18 protein-coding genes and 2 rRNA genes are annotated in these 22,130 nt (G+C 53.4%); 12 read left to right on the forward strand and 8 right to left on the reverse strand.

Translation table 11 applies throughout. The annotated features are described in order from the left end of the window. Positions 1 to 4: 4 nt before the first annotated feature. The 3 genes from DAI21_RS10695 (at position 5) to DAI21_RS10705 (ending at position 4,678) form a co-directional block, all read left to right on the forward strand. Positions 5 to 2,911: ribosomal RNA gene (locus DAI21_RS10695) — 23S ribosomal RNA — on the forward strand. Between the two features lie 95 nt (positions 2,912 to 3,006). Further along, positions 3,007 to 3,122, forward strand: a 5S ribosomal RNA gene (gene rrf, locus DAI21_RS10700). 260 nt (positions 3,123 to 3,382) lie between these two features. Next, positions 3,383 to 4,678: an MFS transporter gene (locus DAI21_RS10705; protein WP_107703087.1), complete on the forward strand. Its 1,296-nt coding sequence runs from the start codon at positions 3,383 to 3,385 to the stop codon at positions 4,676 to 4,678. Here DAI21_RS10705 and DAI21_RS10710 read toward each other — a convergent pair. The 5 genes from DAI21_RS10710 to trxC form a co-directional block, all read right to left on the reverse strand. Then, positions 4,675 to 4,998 (reverse strand): YfiM family lipoprotein, encoded by a 324-nt coding sequence (locus DAI21_RS10710; RefSeq protein WP_100779264.1) that lies wholly within the window; start codon positions 4,996 to 4,998, stop codon positions 4,675 to 4,677. The genes DAI21_RS10705 and DAI21_RS10710 overlap by 4 nt on opposite strands. 44 nt (positions 4,999 to 5,042) lie before the next feature. Beyond that, positions 5,043 to 6,398, reverse strand: a complete 1,356-nt coding sequence (gene pssA, locus DAI21_RS10715) for a CDP-diacylglycerol--serine O-phosphatidyltransferase (RefSeq protein WP_107703088.1) — start codon at positions 6,396 to 6,398, stop codon at positions 5,043 to 5,045. A 110-nt stretch (positions 6,399 to 6,508) separates the two neighbouring features. Next, positions 6,509 to 9,172: a protein lysine acetyltransferase gene (gene pat / locus DAI21_RS10720; RefSeq protein WP_107703089.1), complete on the reverse strand. Its 2,664-nt coding sequence runs from the start codon at positions 9,170 to 9,172 to the stop codon at positions 6,509 to 6,511. Positions 9,173 to 9,207: 35 nt separating this feature from the next. After that, on the reverse strand, positions 9,208 to 9,906 hold the full coding sequence (tapT, locus tag DAI21_RS10725) for a tRNA-uridine aminocarboxypropyltransferase (protein ID WP_107703090.1): 699 nt from the start codon (positions 9,904 to 9,906) through the stop codon (positions 9,208 to 9,210). 75 nt (positions 9,907 to 9,981) lie between these two features. Then, on the reverse strand, positions 9,982 to 10,401 hold the full coding sequence (gene trxC / locus DAI21_RS10730) for a thioredoxin TrxC (protein ID WP_100779268.1): 420 nt from the start codon (positions 10,399 to 10,401) through the stop codon (positions 9,982 to 9,984). Positions 10,402 to 10,607: 206 nt separating this feature from the next. Here trxC and DAI21_RS10735 point away from each other — a divergent pair, with 206 nt between their 5' ends. After that, positions 10,608 to 11,705 carry a tRNA/rRNA methyltransferase gene (locus tag DAI21_RS10735; protein ID WP_102105001.1) on the forward strand — a complete coding sequence of 366 codons (1,098 nt, stop codon included), beginning with the start codon at positions 10,608 to 10,610 and terminating at the stop codon, positions 11,703 to 11,705. A gap of 66 nt (positions 11,706 to 11,771) precedes the next feature. Here the strand turns inward: DAI21_RS10735 and ung are convergent, their stop codons facing one another. Beyond that, positions 11,772 to 12,461 carry a uracil-DNA glycosylase gene (gene ung, locus DAI21_RS10740; RefSeq protein WP_107703091.1) on the reverse strand — a complete coding sequence of 230 codons (690 nt, stop codon included), beginning with the start codon at positions 12,459 to 12,461 and terminating at the stop codon, positions 11,772 to 11,774. A 314-nt stretch (positions 12,462 to 12,775) separates the two neighbouring features. Between ung and grcA the strand changes: the two genes are divergently transcribed. Next, positions 12,776 to 13,159 (forward strand): autonomous glycyl radical cofactor GrcA, encoded by a 384-nt coding sequence (gene grcA, locus DAI21_RS10745; RefSeq protein WP_100779271.1) that lies wholly within the window; start codon positions 12,776 to 12,778, stop codon positions 13,157 to 13,159. Positions 13,160 to 13,212: 53 nt separating this feature from the next. Here grcA and srmB read toward each other — a convergent pair whose 3' ends face one another. After that, entirely contained in the window at positions 13,213 to 14,544 is a 1,332-nt protein-coding gene (srmB, locus tag DAI21_RS10750; protein WP_100779272.1) for an ATP-dependent RNA helicase SrmB, read from the reverse strand. 131 nt (positions 14,545 to 14,675) lie between these two features. On the opposite strand from srmB, the gene DAI21_RS10755 reads away from it, so the two are divergent. Next, entirely contained in the window at positions 14,676 to 15,413 is a 738-nt protein-coding gene (locus DAI21_RS10755) for a tRNA1(Val) (adenine(37)-N6)-methyltransferase (protein ID WP_107703092.1), read from the forward strand. Here DAI21_RS10755 and nadB read toward each other — a convergent pair. Beyond that, on the reverse strand, positions 15,398 to 17,017 hold the full coding sequence (gene nadB, locus DAI21_RS10760) for an L-aspartate oxidase (RefSeq protein WP_107703093.1): 1,620 nt from the start codon (positions 17,015 to 17,017) through the stop codon (positions 15,398 to 15,400). The genes DAI21_RS10755 and nadB overlap by 16 nt on opposite strands. Before the next feature lie 324 nt (positions 17,018 to 17,341). On the opposite strand from nadB, the gene rseD reads away from it, so the two are divergent. The 6 genes from rseD (at position 17,342) to lepA (ending at position 22,114) form a co-directional block, all read left to right on the forward strand. Beyond that, entirely contained in the window at positions 17,342 to 17,446 is a 105-nt protein-coding gene (gene rseD, locus DAI21_RS22960; RefSeq protein ID WP_228483504.1) for a rpoE leader peptide RseD, read from the forward strand. Continuing rightward, positions 17,443 to 18,018: an RNA polymerase sigma factor RpoE gene (gene rpoE / locus DAI21_RS10770; protein WP_100779275.1), complete on the forward strand. Its 576-nt coding sequence runs from the start codon at positions 17,443 to 17,445 to the stop codon at positions 18,016 to 18,018. The genes rseD and rpoE overlap by 4 nt, the downstream gene beginning before the upstream one ends. Positions 18,019 to 18,049: 31 nt before the next feature. Further along, on the forward strand, positions 18,050 to 18,703 hold the full coding sequence (gene rseA, locus DAI21_RS10775; protein WP_100779276.1) for an anti-sigma-E factor RseA: 654 nt from the start codon (positions 18,050 to 18,052) through the stop codon (positions 18,701 to 18,703). Beyond that, positions 18,703 to 19,656, forward strand: coding sequence for a sigma-E factor regulatory protein RseB (gene rseB, locus DAI21_RS10780; protein WP_100779277.1), 954 nt, complete (start codon positions 18,703 to 18,705; stop codon positions 19,654 to 19,656). Before rseA ends, rseB begins: the two co-directional genes overlap by 1 nt. Next, positions 19,653 to 20,129 carry a SoxR-reducing system protein RseC gene (gene rseC / locus DAI21_RS10785; RefSeq protein ID WP_107703094.1) on the forward strand — a complete coding sequence of 159 codons (477 nt, stop codon included), beginning with the start codon at positions 19,653 to 19,655 and terminating at the stop codon, positions 20,127 to 20,129. The genes rseB and rseC overlap by 4 nt, the downstream gene beginning before the upstream one ends. A gap of 185 nt (positions 20,130 to 20,314) precedes the next feature. Further along, a complete protein-coding gene (lepA, locus tag DAI21_RS10790; RefSeq protein ID WP_100779279.1) occupies positions 20,315 to 22,114 on the forward strand; it encodes a translation elongation factor 4 in 1,800 nt (599 codons plus the stop codon). Positions 22,115 to 22,130: the final 16 nt, after the last annotated feature.

Here is a 22,130-nt window from a genome sequence, read left to right on the forward strand (position 1 = left end):
GTGAGGTTAAGCGACTAAGCGTACACGGTGGATGCCCTGGCAGTCAGAGGCGATGAAGGGCGTGCTAATCTGCGATAAGCGTCGGCGAGGTGATATGAACCTTTGACCCGGCGATACCCGAATGGGGAAACCCAGTGTGTTCCGACACACTATCATGTCATGAATACATAGTGGCATGAGGCGAACCGGGGGAACTGAAACATCTAAGTACCCCGAGGAAAAGAAATCAACCGAGATTCCCCCAGTAGCGGCGAGCGAACGGGGAGGAGCCCAGAGTCTGAATCAGCGCGTGTGTTAGTGGAAGCGTCTGGAAAGTCGCACGATACAGGGTGAAAGTCCCGTACACAAAAATGCACACGTTGTGAACTCGAAGAGTAGGGCGGGACACGTGGTATCCTGTCTGAATATGGGGGGACCATCCTCCAAGGCTAAATACTCCTGACTGACCGATAGTGAACCAGTACCGTGAGGGAAAGGCGAAAAGAACCCCGGCGAGGGGAGTGAAAAAGAACCTGAAACCGTGTACGTACAAGCAGTGGGAGCCTCTTTTATGGGGTGACTGCGTACCTTTTGTATAATGGGTCAGCGACTTATATTCTGTAGCAAGGTTAACCGTATAGGGGAGCCGAAGGGAAACCGAGTCTTAACTGGGCGTTAAGTTGCAGGGTATAGACCCGAAACCCGGTGATCTAGCCATGGGCAGGTTGAAGGTTGGGTAACACTAACTGGAGGACCGAACCGACTAATGTTGAAAAATTAGCGGATGACTTGTGGCTGGGGGTGAAAGGCCAATCAAACCGGGAGATAGCTGGTTCTCCCCGAAAGCTATTTAGGTAGCGCCTCGTGAACTCATCTTCGGGGGTAGAGCACTGTTTCGGCTAGGGGGCCATCCCGGCTTACCAACCCGATGCAAACTACGAATACCGAAGAATGTTATCACGGGAGACACACGGCGGGTGCTAACGTCCGTCGTGAAGAGGGAAACAACCCAGACCGCCAGCTAAGGTCCCAAAGTCATGGTTAAGTGGGAAACGATGTGGGAAGGCACAGACAGCCAGGATGTTGGCTTAGAAGCAGCCATCATTTAAAGAAAGCGTAATAGCTCACTGGTCGAGTCGGCCTGCGCGGAAGATGTAACGGGGCTAAACCATGCACCGAAGCTGCGGCAGCGACGCTTATGCGTTGTTGGGTAGGGGAGCGTTCTGTAAGCCGTTGAAGGTGTGCTGTGAGGCATGCTGGAGGTATCAGAAGTGCGAATGCTGACATAAGTAACGATAAAGCGGGTGAAAAGCCCGCTCGCCGGAAGACCAAGGGTTCCTGTCCAACGTTAATCGGGGCAGGGTGAGTCGACCCCTAAGGCGAGGCCGAAAGGCGTAGTCGATGGGAAACAGGTTAATATTCCTGTACTTGGTGTTACTGCGAAGGGGGGACGGAGAAGGCTATGTTAGCCGGGCGACGGTTGTCCCGGTTTAAGCATGTAGGCGGAGGTTCCAGGTAAATCCGGTACCTTTTTAACGCTGAGGTGTGATGACGAGGCACTACGGTGCTGAAGTAACAAATGCCCTGCTTCCAGGAAAAGCCTCTAAGCATCAGGTAACATCAAATCGTACCCCAAACCGACACAGGTGGTCAGGTAGAGAATACCAAGGCGCTTGAGAGAACTCGGGTGAAGGAACTAGGCAAAATGGTGCCGTAACTTCGGGAGAAGGCACGCTGGTGTGTAGGTGAAGTCCCTGCGGACGGAGCTGAAACCAGTCGAAGATACCAGCTGGCTGCAACTGTTTATTAAAAACACAGCACTGTGCAAACACGAAAGTGGACGTATACGGTGTGACGCCTGCCCGGTGCCGGAAGGTTAATTGATGGGGTTAGCGGCAACGCGAAGCTCTTGATCGAAGCCCCGGTAAACGGCGGCCGTAACTATAACGGTCCTAAGGTAGCGAAATTCCTTGTCGGGTAAGTTCCGACCTGCACGAATGGCGTAATGATGGCCAGGCTGTCTCCACCCGAGACTCAGTGAAATTGAACTCGCTGTGAAGATGCAGTGTACCCGCGGCAAGACGGAAAGACCCCGTGAACCTTTACTATAGCTTGACACTGAACACTGGTCCTTGATGTGTAGGATAGGTGGGAGGCTTTGAAGCGTGGACGCCAGTCTGCGTGGAGCCAACCTTGAAATACCACCCTTTAATGGCTGGTGTTCTAACGTAGACCCGTGATCCGGGTTGCGGACAGTGTCTGGTGGGTAGTTTGACTGGGGCGGTCTCCTCCTAAAGAGTAACGGAGGAGCACGAAGGTTAGCTAATCCTGGTCGGACATCAGGAGGTTAGTGCAATGGCATAAGCTAGCTTGACTGCGAGAGTGACGGCTCGAGCAGGTGCGAAAGCAGGTCATAGTGATCCGGTGGTTCTGAATGGAAGGGCCATCGCTCAACGGATAAAAGGTACTCCGGGGATAACAGGCTGATACCGCCCAAGAGTTCATATCGACGGCGGTGTTTGGCACCTCGATGTCGGCTCATCACATCCTGGGGCTGAAGTAGGTCCCAAGGGTACGGCTGTTCGCCGTTTAAAGTGGTACGCGAGCTGGGTTTAGAACGTCGTGAGACAGTTCGGTCCCTATCTGCCGTGGGCGCTGGAGAATTGAGGGGGGCTGCTCCTAGTACGAGAGGACCGGAGTGGACGCATCACTGGTGTTCGGGTTGTCATGCCAATGGCATTGCCCGGTAGCTAAATGCGGAAAAGATAAGTGCTGAAAGCATCTAAGCACGAAACTTGCCCCGAGATGAGTTCTCCCTGACTCCTTGAGAGTCCTGAAGGAACGTTGAAGACTACGACGTTGATAGGCTGGGTGTGTAAGTGCAGCGATGTATTGAGCTAACCAGTACTAATGAACCGTGAGGCTTAACCTTACAACGCCGAAGATGTTTTGGCGAAGCAGAGACAGTCGATTTTCAGCTGATACAGATTAATTAATGCGCAGGAATGCGTGTTGATACAGAATTTGCCTGGCGGCTTTAGCGCGGTGGTCCCACCTGACCCCATGCCGAACTCAGAAGTGAAACGCCGTAGCGCCGATGGTAGTGTGGGGTCTCCCCATGTGAGAGTAGGGAACTGCCAGGCATCAATTAAGTGAAGAGGCCATCCGCAAGGATGGCCTTTTTGCGTTTTTGTCCTTTCTTATTTGTTCCTCTGCTTCCCTCCGTGAAACTTTCTCACCACTCAGTTCCATTCCTGGTATTCCTCCTAATCGATTACCCTGCTAAGTAAATGTGTGATTCAAATCACAATGTTAAATATAACAAAAATATAACATTTCATTTACTAAATGATTGGATCTTAGCGTCCAACACGCTTAAGTCTTATGGCAGGAGCACACTTAAATGACCGAAGGTATCACATCGCACGGGACGCTGGCTGACAGCGATACCCGGCGCAGAGTATGGGCGATTGTCAGCGCGTCATCCGGCAACCTGGTTGAATGGTTCGACTTCTACGTTTACTCGTTTTGTTCCCTCTATTTTGCTCATATCTTTTTTCCGTCCGGCAACACGACTACCCAGTTGCTCCAAACCGCAGGGGTATTTGCTGCAGGATTTCTGATGCGTCCAATTGGCGGTTGGCTGTTTGGCCGAATTGCAGACAGACAAGGGCGTAAAACCTCAATGCTGATCTCTGTCTGCATGATGTGCCTCGGATCGCTGGTGATTGCCTGTCTGCCGGGATATGACACGATCGGTACGTGGGCACCTGCGCTGTTATTACTGGCTCGATTGTTCCAGGGCCTTTCCGTCGGCGGTGAATACGGTACAAGTGCTACCTACATGAGTGAAGTTGCTGTGGAAGGGCGGAAAGGTTTTTACGCCTCCTTCCAGTACGTCACACTGATCGGCGGGCAGTTGCTGGCTATTTTAGTGGTGGTTGTTCTGCAGCAGGTGCTGACGGATGAGCAATTGCATTCTTGGGGATGGCGCATACCTTTTGCGATGGGAGCGGTTCTGGCGGTCGTGGCTCTGTGGCTGCGCCGACAGCTTGATGAAACCTCGCAAAAAGAGGTGAGGGCGCTGAAAGAAGCAGGTTCGTTGAAAGGGTTATGGCGTAACCGAAAAGCATTTGTCATGGTGTTAGGGTTTACCGCTGGCGGTTCGCTGAGCTTTTACACGTTCACCACTTATATGCAAAAGTACCTGGTGAATACCACTGGGATGCACGCCAATGTGGCCAGTATCGTCATGACGGCGGCTTTATTTGTGTTCATGCTGATTCAGCCATTGATTGGCGCACTATCAGACAGAATCGGGCGGCGGACATCCATGCTCATCTTTGGTGGGTTATCCGCGCTTTGTACAGTCCCAGTCTTGTCCGCGCTGCAACATGTATCATCTCCCTATGCAGCCTTCGCACTTGTGATGGTAGCGATGATTATCGTGAGTTTTTACACGTCGATAAGCGGAATATTGAAAGCAGAAATGTTCCCTGCTCAGGTCCGCGCTCTGGGAGTGGGATTGTCGTATGCGGTTGCTAATGCACTCTTCGGCGGTTCGGCAGAATATGTCGCGTTAACACTGAAATCGGTAGGCAGTGAAAACACCTTTTTCTGGTATGTCACCGTGATGGGGGCGTTGGCGTTTATTGTCTCACTGATGCTACACCGCAAAGGGAAAGGCATTCGTCTTTAATAATGTGCCAGTTGCCACACCGCATAGCCGGTGGTGGCACCGGCAACATCCCAGGCAAAATCTTTCCAGCTCCAGCCGCTCCCTGCAGGGCGGCTGTCCCATAACTCTTTCGATGCGCCAAGACTGACGGAGAACATGAATCCGTAGACGGCGCTGCGATCGCGGCTCACACCCTGGTGCTGCGCGTATTCATTACCGGCGGCGGAAAGCATCGCTGAGGCGATAAAGTGCTGGGCTTTATCCTGACCCTGCCAGCTGTCATTAGCCATATGACTGCAGCCTGAAAGTAATAGGGAAATGAGCAGGAGCAAAACGCGCATAACAGACTCCAAAAAAAAGCCCCGTCACTGACAGGGCCTGGTCGTTACAGAATGCGGCTAATCAGACGGTCAATACGAATACGGCGTAAACGGCGGATAAGCTTACGCACTTTCACCGGGTAGTCCGCAATACTTTGCAAATCGCGGTAATGGCGAACGGTAGTCGTATGGGTACGAATCAGCTCAAGTTCACGTTCACGCTGGGCTGAAAGCTCATGTCGCGGATCGTGGATCAGAATGGCGTTTTCCAGATCCAGGCGCCAGGCGCGCGGGTTGAGGTTATTCCCGGTCAGCAGCATCCAGTCATCATCAACCCACATCCCCTTCAGATGATAGCTGTTGTCTTCGTCTTTCCAGAGGCGCACCACCAGTTGATCGGTGTTGACGTAATACTGCAGGCGGCTCAGGAAGCGACGCAGGTTGATTTCATAAAGATAGGGCAACGCACCGATAATTTTGAACGGCTGATCTTCCGGAATAAAGAAGTCATTTGCGGTTTTATCCCCAACGATGATTTCGACTTTTTTACCATCGCGCAGCAGCTGGATAATATTACGCACCAGGATTGCCGGTAAGTTGAAGTACGGCGTACAGATCGTCAGCTTCTGCTCAGTACACGGCATCAGATGATAGATGGTCTTGTTCAGCAGGCTGGATTTTCCTAGCCCGACCAGCGGCGTAACGGACAGCTGTTCATTATTTGCGTCTCCCTGGAAATGATAAACCGCATCGCGCAATTCCTGACGGAAAAGGCGGATGTCGTTTTTGATTTCCGGGCTTTTTGGACGATTCGGATCGTCAAGACGATTGACGCCACGACCATGAACCAGGTTTTGATCGACCCAGTTAAACATGATGTCCGCCATCTGTGCATTGCGAACCAGATGGTAGCGGTCGTAGCGATACTTATCGAGCTGATGCAGGTAAACGTCATTGAGGCTGGCGCCGCTGTACAGCACGCTGTCATCAATGATGAATCCTTTGAAATGCAGAACGCCCAGGGCTTCGCGCGTATTGACAGGAACACCATACACACGGACGTCAACGCCTGGGTTTTCCTGTGCCATACGGCAGTACCAGTCGGCATTGGTGTTGGATGCGGCAGCGCCAATTCGTCCGCGCTGTGCACGGTGCCAGTCAACCAGTATACGAACGTCAAGTTCCGGGCGCTGGCGTTTAGCTTCATAGACCGCGCTTAAAATCGCGCGTCCACCTTCATCCTGTTCGAGATAAAGCGCCACAATGCAAATACGTTGCGTGGCACTCGCAATCTTTTCCAGAAGCGTCTCCCTGAAATGGGCGGGAGCATAAAAGAACTCGACATCATCAACTGACTGAGAAATCTTCGGTAGTTGAGCAAGGTGTTGTTGATGTTTATTACGCTTAAATTTTGACAACATCACAGTGCGTATCTTCTCTGTTCATTGAAGGGTTATCTGGCATCTGCAGACAACATAAGCGGACAATGATACCACCAGAACTGACGAAAGTGGTCAACATTTCCAGTACCTTACTCTTGAGCAGACGTCGATGCCAGGCGGAGCGAGAGGGCGACAATTCCCTCATCCAGCTGAATATCTACGTCGAATCCAAGTTTACGCGCCAGGGTAATCATGCCGCGGTTATTCGGCATAGTAATGCCATTCAGGCAGAGCAAACCGTGATCTCGGGTATAGCCAATCAGTTTTTCCAGCAAACGCCGACCGAGACCAAGGCCTTTCAGATCGGAGCGGACCAGCACGGCAAACTCGGCATCCACGTTGTCAGGATCGGAAATTGCCCGCGTGACACCCAGGATCTCATCGCCTTCATCACGATGGCGAACGGCAACAAACGCCATTTCCCGATCGTAGTCGATCTGGGTCATATTGGCTAAATCTTCATGGGTAAATTCGCTGATTTCGCTAAAGTAGCGATAGTACAAATCTTCTTTCGTCACCTGAGCGATAAAGGCTCGCAACTGAGGTTCATCTTCGGGCAGGATCGGGCGAAACAGCACCTGCTCGCCATTTTTCATCTCCACCCACTCTTCCAGTTGCAGAGGGTACGGGCGAATAGCCAGTCTGCTTTCGCGATCACCTGTAAAGGGCGCAATATCCAGTGTGACATCCAGCGCGATAAATTCATTGCCCGACGCCAGCAGCGGATGAATATCCAGCCGCTGAATCTCAGCACAATCGACGATCAGGTTAGAGACCTGGACCAGAAACTGGCTCAGCCCGATAATATCTAAAGGCTGGAGCGCGCTGCGACCGCGGATCTTTTTGCTCTTAATAGCCTGAATCACCAGATAGCGAGCCAGATTCATATTCAGCGGCGGCAGGGCAACCACGGCCTGTTCTGCCGGTCGCCACTCAACACCGCCTTCACCCAGCATAATCAACGGGCCAAAGACCGGATCATGTTCGACCACGACTCGTAATTCCTGCGCTCCGGCGCGATTCGCCATGCTTTGTACCAGAAGCCCGTGAACTCGCGCCTGCGGCCAGGCCATTTTTACGCGGTCAAAAATCGCCTCGGCGGCCTGTTGTACTTCCGCGGCGGTGCGCAGATAAAGCATCACCCCCTGCACATCCGACTTATGCGGAATATCTGGCGAACGAAGTTTTAACGCCACCGGATAACCAATCTGTTCGGCAATATGCACCGCCTCGGCGCTGTCGCTCGCAATCCAGGTCGGTAAAGTCTGCATACCATAGGCATCCAGAATGGGGCGTACTTCATGGGTATCCAGAGAAGACGCACCGTCCTCAATGGCCTGGCGTAACAGGTTGTGCGCTTCGGTCGCATTAGCGGCCAGATTGCCGGGCAATGCGGGCGTTTCACGCAGTTGCTTTTGGTTGCGGCGGTACTCCACCATATGCATAAACGCAGTAATGGTGCCTTCCGGCGTGCGGTAGGTGGGCAGTCCTGCCTCGCTGAACAAACGCCGCGCTTCCTGAGAAGAGTATTCTCCGCACCAGTTGGTTAACAGCGTGACATATTTGCCACGTGGATGGTTTTTGACGGCATCAATCAGTGCGCGTGCGCTTTGACTACCGGGAGCGACGGCGCTGGGGGAATGAATCACCATCAGCGCGTCAAAATCCTGGCTATCCAGCAACAGGGAGATAGCGTTGACATAGCGCTCGCTACTGGCGTCATCCCGCAGATCCAGCGGGTTTCCCGGCGTGACGCTGGCAGGCAGCGCTTCTTTAAGCCTCTGAATCGTCTCATCACTCAGGGTGGCAAGTTTCCCGTTACGCAACCACAGCTCATCGAGGGCGAGCGCTGCGGGGGCTGCACCGTTACTTAAAATCATCAGCCTTTCGCCACGCAGCGGGCGCATATGGCTCAGGGTTTCTACGGCCGAGAAAAGCTCGTGGGTATCCTGCACGCGCAGCAAACCGGCGCGCTGAATGGCCGCATCCCAGGCCGGGTCCATGCCTGAGTGAGAGTGCAACAATTTCTGCGCTGCGGGACTACGGCCACTTTTGATCACCAGAATCGGTTTATTACGTGATGCGCTACGCGCAGCAGAAACAAAACGTCGGGCATCAGTTAAGTGCTCCAGATAGAGAAGTATCGCGCTGGTTTTACTGTCGCGCGCGAGGAAATCGAGCAGCTCGTCGACATCAATATCCAGGCTATCGCCCAGCGCGATGAAATATGAAAAGCCCATTTCACGCTGCTGCGCCCAGTCAAGAATAGTGTTGGACACGGCGGCAGACTGAGAGATAAACGCCAGTTTGCCTTTTCGAATCGGCACTGGAGAAAAGCTGGCATTAAGTCCCTGCCACGGCGCCAGCAACCCAAGACTATTAGGCCCAAGCAAACGCATCTGGTACCGGCTCGCGCTAGCCAGCAGTTCGGCCTGCTGTTCTGGCGGCGAAGAGAGAATAATGCAGGTTTTACAACCTTTCTCACCCAGCGCGTCCAGCAGGGCGAGATTGCGTTTGGCGTGCGTACACAGGATGGCAAGATCGGGGACAAACGGCAGGCTCTGTATGTCCGGCCATGCGAGGACGCCCTGAACGGCTTTATAAGCGGGAGTGACAGGCATGACAGGGCCATTAAAGCCCCCGGCCAGCAGGTTGCGCATCATTAAATATCCGGCGCGATCGGGCTTCATCGAGGCTCCGATCACGGCGATGGATTTAGGGCGGAGTAGCGCTTCTAGCCCTCGCTGGCTCATACAAGTCTCCTGTTAACGCGAGTGACCTGATGATTTTAAACGCTTTCCGGCTCTTCTGCTGTGATGCTGGCCTGATGTGTGGGTTTTCCTGCCAGGTAACGCTCGCGGAAACAGGAAAAATGGCGGCCCAGGGCGCTGGCAGCCTCGGTGTCATTCGCCAGATCTAACAGGGCGATAGCCACCTCCGCCGTACAATATTGTCCCTCGGCATGGGCTTCACGCAGGCGATAGGCTGACACGCGGGAGAGATCGACGGAGATCACCGGCAGTGCATCCAGATACGGGCTTTTGCGGAACATTTTTCGCGCTTCGGTCCAGGTACCGTCCAGCATAATAAACAGCGGCGGTTTGCCGGTGGGCGGCGCGGCGATCACCCTGCGGCTTTCACCGGCATAGGAGGCGGGAAACACCACCATGGGTTGATAATCGGGACTGGCGACCAGATCGAGCAGTGCCTGCGGCGGCTCGGTGCGGGACCACTGAAACGCGGCCGTATTCGGCAGAATATCGGCGATTAACCGTCCGGTATTGCTGGGTTTCATCGGCTCGGTGTCAAACATCACCAGGCAGAAACGGCTCTGTGCGTGGCTCGCAGCCAGCGTCTCACACAGACACTGTTTTAGCGGCAACAGGCAGCGCTGGCAGCGACGAATGCGGTTGCCACGGGCAAGAAAAGGGCGGGTCGCACGCGCCAGGCGTTCGGCGCGCAATTGAAGTACGGCGTTATCTGTCATGGAAGAGGCGCAGAAAAAACGCCATTCTCGCAGAGGGAACAGCGGGGCACAAGCAGTGCCCCGTGATTGTGATTGTCAGAGCGTTTCGTTCAGCCAGCTTTCGAAAGGTGCCTTTGGTACGGCACCGTTGAGCATATCCACGACTTCACCCTTTTTGAAAATCATGATGGTGGGAATGCTGCGAATACGGAATCGCGCACTCAGCTCGCGTTCCGCTTCTGTATTGACCTTCACAAAGCGCATTTTACCGCTGCGCTCTTCGGCGACATCTTCAAAAATAGGCGCAAAGTTACGGCATGGGCCGCACCAGGGTGCCCAGAAGTCCACGACTACCGGCAGATCGTCTTTCAGTAATTTATCGAGGGTTTCACCGGTTGCGTTAATCACGTCGCCATCGAAAAGCTCATGACCGCAACGCCCGCATTTCGCTCCATCATCAATTCGGTCATCCGGAATGCGATTGAGAGCCTGGCAGTTGGCACATACGGTATTCATAACTAACCTCTGATAGAGCAGTGGGACAAAGCGGCAAAGCGCCGATAATGTTTCTGATATGTTACATATTATCATTGAGCTTGTTTGAAACGACAATGCGTTTTATTCAATGGGAACAATAGTCACAGGCTTTTGTATGAAATAATGGCTATGCGCTGACACATCGGGTAATCTGCGCGCTTCGCGCAGCGCTGGTGGAGAAAAGCATGAACGACGAACTGAAGAATAAAAGCGGCAAGGTCAAAGTGATGTATGTCCGCAGTGATGATGATTCTGACAAACGCACCCAAAATCCGCGTACCGGAAAGGGTGGGGGCCGTCCGGGACCATCTCGTGCAGACGGTGGCCGTCGCCCCGCCCGCGATGACAGAAATAACCGCGGTGATGACCGCAAACGTGATGACCGTAAGCGTGACGATCGCCGTCGCGATGACCGTCCACGCGATGATTTCCCTCGTGATGCATCCCCATGGCGCACCGTTTCCCGTGCACCGGGTGAAGAGGCACCGGCAAAAGCCGATCACGGCGGAATCAGTGGTAAGAGCTTTATCGATCCGGAAGTCCTGCGCCGTCAACGCGCGGAAGAGACCCGTGTCTATGGCGAAAACGCCTGTCAGGCCCTGTTCCAGAGCCGTCCTGAATGCATCGTTCGCGCCTGGTTTATCCAGAGCGTCACGCCGCGTTTCAAAGAGGCCCTGCGCTGGATGGCAGCAAACCGCAAAGCCTACCATGTGGTAGATGACGCGGAGCTGACCAAAGCATCCGGTACTGAACATCACGGCGGCGTCTGCTTCCTGATCAAAAAACGTAACGGCACTACGGTGCAGCAATGGGTCAGCCAGGCTGATGCCGATGACTGCGTACTGGCACTGGAAGATGTGGGCAACCCGCACAACCTGGGTGCGATGATGCGTAGCTGTGCCCATTTCGGCGTGAAAGGTGTGTTGTTGCAGGATGCGGCGATTGTCGAATCCGGTGCCGCGATTCGTACAGCCGAAGGCGGTGCGGAACACGTGCAGCCGATTACTGGCGAAAGCGTTCTGGATGCCATTGAAGAGTTCCGCCAGGCGGGTTACTCCATCGTGACCACCTCCAGTCATAAAGGTACGCCGCTGTTCAAAGCGACGCTGCCGCGCAAAATGGTATTGGTACTGGGTCAGGAACGTGATGGTCTGTCCGATGCCGCGCTCTCTACTGCCGATCTGAGCGTCTCAATCGACGGAACAGGTAAAGTAGAAAGCCTCAACGTTTCCGTTGCAACCGGCGTCCTGCTGGCTGAATGGTGGCGTCAGAACAAAGCATAATATTGCGTTGTCTACAATTATGCCCGGTGATAGCCGGGCATAATTATTTTTATCCCTTCCGAAAAATCACTCGCTTTCAGCCGGTAACACGGGCATCCAGTCGATTGGCGCTTCATTGCGTTTTTTCAGCCATTCATTGGTCAGAACAAAGTGGTTACAGCCAAAAAATCCGCGGTGAGCCGACAGTGGAGAGGGATGCGGCGCTTTCAGAACATGATGACGCTGGGCATCGATAATTGCCCCTTTCTTCTGCGCATGTGCGCCCCACAGTAAAAACACCACGCCTTCACAATGTTCATTGATAAGGCTGATGACTTTATCCGTAAAGGTTTCCCAGCCAAGACTGGCGTGGGAGTGAGCCTGTCCCGCGCGAACCGTTAACACGGTATTGAGCAGCAGTACGCCCTGACGCGCCCAGCTTTCAAGATAACCGTGCGCCGGACGGGTAAAGCCTGGCATCGAGCCTTCCAGCTCTTTATACATATTCAGCAGGGAAGGGGGTGTTGCGATCCCAGGACGAACCGAAAACGCCAGACCGTGCGCCTGTCCAGGGCCGTGGTAGGGATCCTGACCCAGAATGACCACTTTCACATCATTCAGTTCGGTGTAACGAAAGGCGTTAAACACATCCTTCTGGGGAGGATAGATCGTTTGACCGGATTGCCGCTCCTGCGCGACGGTACTGAGCGTATTCACAAAATAAGGCTGTTGCTTTTCATCTGCCAGCACGTCATGCCATGTCAAAGGGGTCGTCATCATGCTCTCCTGCATATCTCAATTGCGCCTAGCTTAACCTTTTCAGGTAAGGGAGCAAAATTCCGCGCGACATTTACAGCTAAGTCTTTCAATTTAATTTGAAATACTCAAATCAGGGCAGGAAGTTGGCTCGGTAAAATTGATCTGAAACAACAAAATCAAACCACACTATTTGTGTGGTTGCGGTTTTTGTTGATTTAAATCAAAGAATCATGGGGTGCCGGCTGATATATATACACTCAAGCAACAATGGTTTTACCAATTGGCCGCGAGAGGCCGACATTCATTAATTAATGTAGCCCTGGAGGCATGACATGATTACAGGTATCCAAATTACTAAAGCTGCTAACGACGACCTGCTGAACTCTTTCTGGCTGCTGGACAGCGAAAAAGGCGAAGCACGTTGTGTGGTTGCTAAAGCCGGTTTTGCTGAAGACGAAATCGTTCCGGTCAACAAACTGGGCGAAATCGAATACCGCGAAATCCCAATGGACATCCAGCCGGAAGTTCGCGTGGAAGGCGGTCAGCACCTGAACGTTAACGTTCTGCGTCGTGAAACCCTGGAAGATGCGGTTAAGAACCCAGAAAAATACCCGCAGCTGACTATCCGTGTTTCTGGCTACGCGGTACGCTTCAACTCTCTGACCCCAGAACAGCAGCGTGACGTTATCGCGCGTACCTTTACTGAAAGCTTGTAAGGCTTGAGGTTTTGGGGGAATAAAAAAGCCGGGTGATTAACCCGGCTTTTTTTTTACTCTTCGTTCTGCGACGTTGGCGGCGTACCGCTTGGCTTACGGCGCTTACCAATGTTTTTGGCATCGCGATGGCGGTTCTTCACGCGCGGCTTCTCTTTCGCCTGCTCTTTTTTCTTCTCTTCGCGTTTCGCGAGCACTTTCTTGGACGGTTTGCCCGTCATCTTTTCGCTCGGTGGGCGCGTGGTCGGACGCAGTTCGTCAATGACGCGAGCTTTCAATGGCTCTTCGATATAACGCCCAACTTTCAGCAGCAGCATGTAGTCGTGTGCTTCTACCAGCGAGATAGCGATCCCTTTACGACCCGCACGGCCGGTACGACCGATACGGTGCAGGTAGGTGTCACCGGTACGCGGCATGTCGAAGTTAATGACATGGCTGACATCAGGAATATCGATACCGCGCGCTGCGACGTCGGTGGCAACCAGCACATTGACGCGACCTTCAGTCAGACGCTTAATCCCCTCGGTACGCTTCGCCTGCGGCATATCGCCTTCAAGATAGCAGTTATCGATACCGGCTGAACGCAGCATGTTCGCCAGCTCATGCACACGCTCGCGCTTACGCACAAACACGATGGTACGGGTGGTATCATCTTGTTTCAGCAGATGTTTCAGCAACTCGACTTTGTGCTCAAGGTTATCGGCACGGTAATACCACTGGTGAATCTTTTTGCGCTCGCGCGTGGATGGCGTCGCAGACACTTCCGCTGGTTCGTTGAGCAGACGCTCAGCGAAGTCTTTAATTGCATCACCTTCCAGGGTGGCGGAGAACAGCATCGTCTGTTTGCGCCAGCGCGTTTCGCCCGCAATGTGTTCGATGTCCTGCGCAAAACCGAGTTCCAGCATGCGGTCAGCTTCATCAAGGATCAGCGTTTCCACCGCACGGCAGTCAAAGTTCTCTTCTTTGATGTACTGCATCAGGCGTCCGGTTGTCGCCACCACGATATCCTGGTTCTCACTGAACACTTCGGCGTGGTTCATATAGGCAACACCGCCGGTGATGGTAGCGATATCCAGATGCGTATTCGCGGCCAGTTCACGCGCATGTTCTGCCACCTGCACGGCCAGTTCACGTGTTGGGGTCAGAATAAGAATGCGCGGTGGGCCAGATTTCTTGCGAGGGAAATCGATCAGATGCTGCAAGACGGGCAGCAGGTATGCCGCCGTTTTACCGGTGCCTGTCGGCGCAGAACCGAGTACATCACGGCCTTCTAACGCAGGCGGAATAGCAGCCGCCTGGATGGCAGTTGGGCGTGTGAAGCCTTTATTCTGGAGAGCTTCCAGCAGGCACTCATCGAGTTCAAGTTCGGAAAAAGTCGTTACAGTCATGTTCTACCTCTGTGTGGGGCGCTGATTATAGACGTTATGGCTGCAATCTTCATCTGTTTGTGGATATCCCTTTTCCACCACTTCGCTTTCCCCTATGCTAATCCGGTTTTATTTAAGAAGGTTGCTTTGACATGTCTCAACCCAAAGCGCAGCTGCGCCGCGATGGTTTTACGTTTAAACAGTTCTTTGTAGCCCATGATCGCTGTGCGATGAAAGTCGGCACTGACGGTATATTACTGGGAGCGTGGGCGCCCGTCGCGAAGGTTAAGCGAATTCTGGATATTGGTAGTGGAAGTGGATTACTGGCGCTGATGCTGGCGCAACGCACGGAGCAGCACGTCACTATCGATGCTGTTGAACTTGATGCGCAGGCCGCCAGTCAGGCCAGCGAGAATGCCGCCGAATCGCCTTGGGCGTCTCGCGTTCAGGTGGAATGCGCCGATATCCTCACATGGGCGCCGGAGCAAACGGCGCGCTACGATCTGATAGTCAGCAACCCGCCTTACTTTGAGCCTGGTGTCGAATGCGCGACACCGGAACGCGATCAGGCGCGATACACCGGTTCGCTGGATCACACCGCCCTGTTAATGGCGGCGGCGAATTTGATCTCAGAAGAGGGATTTTTCTGCGTTGTTCTGCCTGAAAGTACCGGTAACGCGTTTATCAAAAAAGCGCTCGATATCGGCTGGTACTTACGCCTGCGAACGGATATCGCCGATAACGATGCAAGACTTCCGCACCGCGTTTTATTAGCACTCTCCCCAAAAGAGGGTGAGTGCTTTAGCGACAGGATGGTGATTCGCGGGCCAGATCAGCGTTATTCCGAAGCCTACACGGCGCTGACCCAGGCGTTTTATCTGTTTATGTGAACGAGAGGGGACAGCACCGACGGACCAGACTCCTCCAGTTGATCGGGGTAGTCCAGCGTGTAATGCAGGCCCCGACTCTCTTTTCGCATCATCGCACAGCGGACAATCAGCTCCGCCACCTGGACCAGATTGCGCAACTCCAGCAGATTGTTAGACACGCGGAAATTGGCGTAATACTCGTCAATTTCCTGCTGCAGCATCGTAATCCGGCGTAGGGCGCGCTCCAGACGTTTGGTGGTGCGTACAATTCCGACGTAATCCCACATAAAGAGCCGCAGTTCATGCCAGTTGTGCTGGATGACCACCAGTTCATCCGGATTATCCACCCGGCTTTCATCCCAGGCAGGCAGGTGTGCCACCTCACGGGCGTAGGGCATCCGTTTGATGATATCTTCTGCGGCAGACCAGCCGTAAACCAGGCACTCCAGCAGCGAATTTGACGCCATACGGTTCGCACCGTGAAGCCCGGTATAACTCACCTCACCGATGGCGTACAGACCATCCACGTCCGTACGGCCATGATCGTCCACCATCACGCCGCCGCAGGTATAGTGCGCCGCAGGGACGATCGGCACCGGCTCTTTGGTGAGATCAATCCCAAGCCCCAGCAATTTTTCATAGATAGTCGGGAAGTGCTGGCGCACAAAATCGGCGGGCTTGTGGCTGATGTCGAGATACATACAGTCGACGCCGAGACGTTTCATTTCGTGGTCAATGGCGCGAGCGACGATATCGCGCGGGGCCAGTTCACCACGCGGGTCGAAGTCTGGCATAAAGCGCGTGCCGTCGGGGCGCTTGAGATGCGCGCCTTCACCACGCAGGGCTTCGGTAAGCAGAAAATTACGCGCCTGCGGATGGAACAGGGCGGTCGGGTGGAACTGGTTAAACTCCAGATTGGCGACGCGGCAACCTGCACGCCACGCCATGGCGATCCCGTCTCCTGAAGAGATATCCGGATTCGTCGTGTACTGATACACCTTCGATGCGCCACCTGTTGCCAGCACCACCGATTTAGCCTGACAGGTCTCAACCGTCTCTTTATTCCGGTTCCAGACCCACGCTCCCACAACGCGTCGCGTGCCAGGTAGACCAATTTTATCGGAGATAATCAAGTCCACCGCATTGCTGCGTTCAAGTACCTGAATATTGGGGTGATTACGTGCCTGAGCGACTAAAGTGGTTTCGACCTCTTTGCCCGTTGCATCTGCTGCGTGCAGGATGCGGCGGTGGCTATGACCGCCTTCACGGGTGAGGTGATACCCCTCTTCGCCATTCGGCTGAACGTGCGTGTCGAACAAAACGCCCTGATCGATAAGCCATTGCACACAGTGACGGGCGTTGCTGGCCACAAATTCTGCGGCGTGTTCATCGACAATGCCTGCGCCAGCGATCAGCGTGTCTTCCACGTGCGACGCAATGCTGTCGGTTTCATCAAATACCGCAGCAATACCGCCCTGAGCATAGAACGTCGAGCCTTCGCTCATCGGCCCTTTACTCAGTACGATCACTTTCTGATGCGAGGCCAGTCGAAGCGCCAGAGAGAGCCCGGCAGCGCCGCTGCCAATAATCAGTACATCACAATGCAGTTCTGGAGTTGTGTTCATGATGTTTGTTTAATTTACTAAACAGTGTTTGGCCAGAATAGCACCCGAATGCGATGAATCGCACGTTTTTTTTGAATGCTGTTGCGCAGCCTAAACTTAAACACAACCTCAAAAAAGGCGTAAAAGAACGAAAATATTTTGCGAAGCAGATCGTTAGCTTCAGATTATGTGGTGAAATAAACCCTGTGTTGCGGTACTCTTCTGGCAGCAAAAATACCATTTCTCATCAGAAATTGGGTACGTATCGTTAACAGACTTATAATGAGAGAAAATGAACAGTCTGCGACACGATGGACAAAAACAGACGCGTAACGGAACTTAATGATGAATAGACCCTCTAACCTCGTGCTTGCTCACATTGCAGTGTTTTTAGAGTGGCGTTTCGATAACGCGTGGAATTTAGGTTTGGGGAGACATTACCTCGGATGAGCGAGCAGTTAACGGACCAGGTCCTGGTTGAACGGGTCCAGAAGGGAGATCAGAAAGCCTTTAACTTACTGGTGGTTCGCTATCAGCATAAAGTGGCGAGTCTGGTATCCCGCTATGTACCGTCAGGAGATGTTCCTGATGTAGTGCAAGAGTCTTTCATAAAGGCCTATCGCGCGCTGGATTCTTTCCGGGGGGATAGTGCTTTTTACACCTGGCTGTATCGTATTGCAGTCAATACAGCAAAGAATTATCTGGTCGCTCAGGGCCGTCGTCCGCCTTCAACAGATGTTGACGCAATAGACGCTGAAAACTTCGAAAGCGGCGGCGCATTGAAAGAAATTTCGAACCCTGAGAACTTAATGTTGTCAGAAGAACTGAGACAAATCGTTTTTCGCACGATCGAGGCACTCCCGGAAGATTTACGCATGGCAATTACCTTGCGGGAGCTTGATGGACTTAGCTATGAAGAGATAGCGGCTATCATGGACTGTCCGGTCGGAACGGTTCGTTCGCGAATCTTCCGTGCGCGAGAAGCTATTGATAATAAAGTTCAACCGCTTATCAGGCGTTGACGATAGCGGGATACTGGAAAAGGTATTAGGCATGCAGAAAGAAAAACTTTCCGCTTTAATGGATGGTGAAACGCTGGACAGTGAGCTGCTTAACGAGCTCTCTCACTCTCCCGAGATGCAAAAGACCTGGGAGAGTTACCATCTCATCCGCGACTCTATGCGTGGTGATACGGGCGATGTTCTCCATTTCGATATCTCAGCACGCGTAATGGCGGCAATTGAGAACGAGCCTGTACATCAGACCACTCCGCTGATCCCTGAAGCTCAACCTGCGCCACATCAATGGCAGAAGATGCCATTCTGGAAAAAAGTGCGCCCGTGGGCGAGCCAATTAACCCAAATGGGCGTGGCTGCATGCGTATCGCTTGCAGTTATCGTTGGCGTCCAGCACTATAACGGTCAATCAGAAGCTAACCAGCAGCCTGAAGCGCCAGTGTTCAATACACTGCCGATGATGGGTAAAGCAAGTCCGGTTAGCTTGGGTGTGCCATCTGCCGATGCCTCAGTCAGCCCGGGCCAGCAACAGCAGGTCCAGGAACAGCGTCGTCGCATTAATGCGATGCTGCAGGACTATGAGTTGCAGCGTCGTCTGCACTCTGAGCAGCTCCAGTTTGAGCAGGCACAGACCCAGCAGGCTGGTGTGCAAGTGCCAGGAAACCAAACTTTAGGAACGCAATCGCAGTAATGAAGCAACTTTGGTGCGCCATGTCCTTAGTGGCGGGTAGCCTGTTCTTCTCTACCAACGCCTCGGCTGATTTATCGTCCGGGGCGTTGTTGCAGCAGATGAATATGGCGAGCCAGTCACTCAACTACGAGTTGGCCTTTATCAGTATCAACAAGCAAGGTGTAGAGTCGTTACGCTACCGCCATGCCCGTCTTGATAACCAGCCGCTCGCCCAGCTTTTACAACTCGACGGTCCGCGCCGTGAGGTTGTACAGCGCGGTAATGAAATCAGCTACTTTGAGCCAGGCCTTGAGCCGTTTACGCTTAATGGTGATTACATTGTCGACTCACTCCCGGCCCTCGTTTATACCGACTTCAAACGTCTGTCGCCTTACTACGATTTCATTTCCGTTGGCCGTACGCGCATTGCGGACCGGCTTTGTGAAGTGATTCGTGTCGTGGCAAGAGACGGCACACGCTATAGCTACATCGTGTGGATGGATGCGGAGAGCAAACTGCCGATGCGTGTCGATCTCCTCGATCGGGACGGCGAAACGCTGGAGCAGTTCCGCGTGATTTCCTTTACGGTGAACGGCCAGGTGGGTAACAGCATGCAGAATTTGGCGAAAGCGAGCCTTCCGCCGCTTCTGTCAGTGCCTGCGGGCGATACGGTGAATTTCAACTGGGTGCCAGCGTGGATCCCACAAGGTTTCAGCGAGATATCCAGTAGCCGTCGTCAGCTTCCGACCATTGAAACGCCGGTCGAGTCGCGTCTCTATTCTGACGGCTTGTTCAGCTTCTCGGTGAACATCAATCGGGCGTCTGCCAACAGCAGCGAGCAAATGCTTCGTACCGGACGCCGGACCGTGAGTACTACGCTGCGGGATAACGCCGAAATCACGATTGTGGGTGAACTGCCACCGCAGACGGCGAAACGCATTGCTGACAGCATTAAATTCAGGGCCGCACAATGATCAAAGAATGGGCCACCGTTGTCTCGTGGCAAAATGGCGTTGCGCTAGTGAGCTGTGACGTGAAAGCGTCATGCAACAGCTGCGCCTCGCGCGCTGGCTGCGGTAGCCGGGTGCTGAATAAGCTGGGGCCGCAAACCACGCACACCATCTCTGTGCAAAGTGCAGAACCGCTTACTGTTGGGCAAAAGGTGGAACTGGGGATTGCTGAAGGCAGCCTGCTGGGGTCCGCCATGCTGGTGTATCTCTCCCCGCTGGTGGGCTTGTTTGTGGTCGCCGGAATTTTCCAGATGCTGTTTGGCACCGATCTCGCGGCAATGAGCGGCGGTGTGCTGGGCGGCGTGGGCGGGTTTATGCTGGCGCGCGGTTTTTCTCAAAAGCTTGCTGAGAAAGAAGCCTGGCAGCCTGTTATCCTCAGCGTGGGGCTTCCGCCAGACATGCTGCGTGTGGAAACGCTCTCTTCAGAAGCCCGATAATTCATCGGGCTTTATCTTTATTTACATCCCATAAAACAAAACGTCCTTCTCTGACGCTATGCTTGGCTTTAACAGCATTTCCTGGTGACGAAGATGTAGTGTAGAATGCTGCGTTTTCGCACTGAAAAACGTCAGGCTAAGAACAGCGGCCTCCAGGAATTCGTAAGGCATAATTATTTAACTATATGAAGAACATACGTAACTTTTCGATCATTGCTCACATTGACCACGGTAAGTCGACGCTTTCTGACCGTATTATCCAGATTTGCGGTGGCCTGTCTGATCGTGAAATGGAAGCCCAGGTACTGGACTCCATGGACCTGGAACGCGAACGTGGTATCACCATCAAAGCGCAGAGCGTAACGCTCGACTACAAAGCCCTTGATGGTGAAACATATCAACTGAATTTCATCGACACCCCAGGCCACGTTGACTTCTCTTATGAAGTTTCTCGTTCGCTGGCAGCCTGCGAAGGCGCGCTGCTGGTGGTTGATGCCGGGCAGGGCGTAGAAGCTCAGACCCTGGCCAACTGCTACACCGCGATGGAAATGGATCTCGAAGTGGTGCCGGTGCTTAACAAAATCGACCTGCCGGCTGCAGATCCAGAGCGCGTGGCGGAAGAGATTGAAGACATTGTCGGTATTGACGCCACAGACGCAGTGCGCTGCTCGGCGAAGACCGGTGTCGGTGTTCCTGATGTGCTGGAGCGTCTGGTGCGCGATATCCCGGCACCAGAAGGTGACGCAGATGCGCCGCTGCAGGCGCTGATCATCGACTCCTGGTTCGATAACTACCTTGGCGTGGTATCGCTGGTGCGTATTAAAAACGGCACCATGCGTAAAGGCGACAAAATCAAAGTGATGAGCACCGGTCAGGTGTACAACGCTGACCGTCTGGGTATCTTCACACCGAAACAGGTTGATCGTACTGAACTGAAATGCGGCGAAGTTGGCTGGCTGGTTTGCGCCATCAAAGACATCCTGGGTGCGCCAGTAGGCGATACCCTGACTCAGGCACGTAATCCGGCTGATAAAGCGCTACCAGGCTTCAAAAAAGTGAAGCCTCAGGTTTATGCAGGTCTGTTCCCGGTCAGCTCTGACGATTACGAAAACTTCCGTGATGCGCTCGGCAAGCTGAGCCTGAACGATGCTTCCCTGTTCTATGAACCAGAAAGCTCTACTGCGCTGGGCTTCGGCTTCCGCTGTGGCTTCTTGGGTCTGCTGCACATGGAGATCATTCAGGAGCGTCTTGAGCGTGAATACGATCTGGATCTGATCACCACGGCGCCGACCGTAGTGTATGAAGTCCAGACCACCAACAAAGACGTTATCTACGTCGACAGCCCGTCCAAGCTGCCGCCGCTGAACAATATTGAAGAGCTGCGTGAGCCGATCGCGGAGTGTCACATGCTGCTGCCACAGGAGTTCCTGGGCAACGTCATTACGCTCTGTATCGAGAAGCGTGGCGTGCAGACCAACATGGTTTACCACGGTAACCAGGTGGCGCTGACCTATGAAATCCCGATGGCGGAAGTGGTGCTCGACTTCTTCGACCGTCTGAAGTCTACCTCTCGTGGCTATGCGTCGCTGGACTACAACTTTAAACGTTTCCAGGCGTCCAACATGGTGCGTGTGGATGTGCTGATCAACGGCGAGCGTGTTGATGCGCTGGCGCTGATCACCCACAACGATAATGCGCCGTACCGTGGCCGTGAACTGGTCGAGAAAATGAAAGAGCTGATCCCGCGTCAGCAATTTGATATCGCGATTCAGGCCGCCATCGGCAACCACATTATTGCCCGCTCTACGGTGAAACAGCTGCGTAAAAACGTCCTGGCGAAATGCTACGGCGGCGACGTAAGCCGTAAGAAGAAACTGTTGCAGAAACAGAAAGATGGTAAAAAACGTATGAAGCAGGTCGGTAACGTTGAGCTGCCGCAGGAAGCGTTCCTTGCCATTCTGCACGTGGGTAAAGACGGAAAATAATCCTTAAGGAGTTGGC

This window comes from Lelliottia sp. WB101 (genome assembly GCF_003051885.1).
In the GTDB taxonomy this organism is placed as follows: Bacteria; Pseudomonadota; Gammaproteobacteria; order Enterobacterales; family Enterobacteriaceae; genus Enterobacter; species Enterobacter nimipressuralis.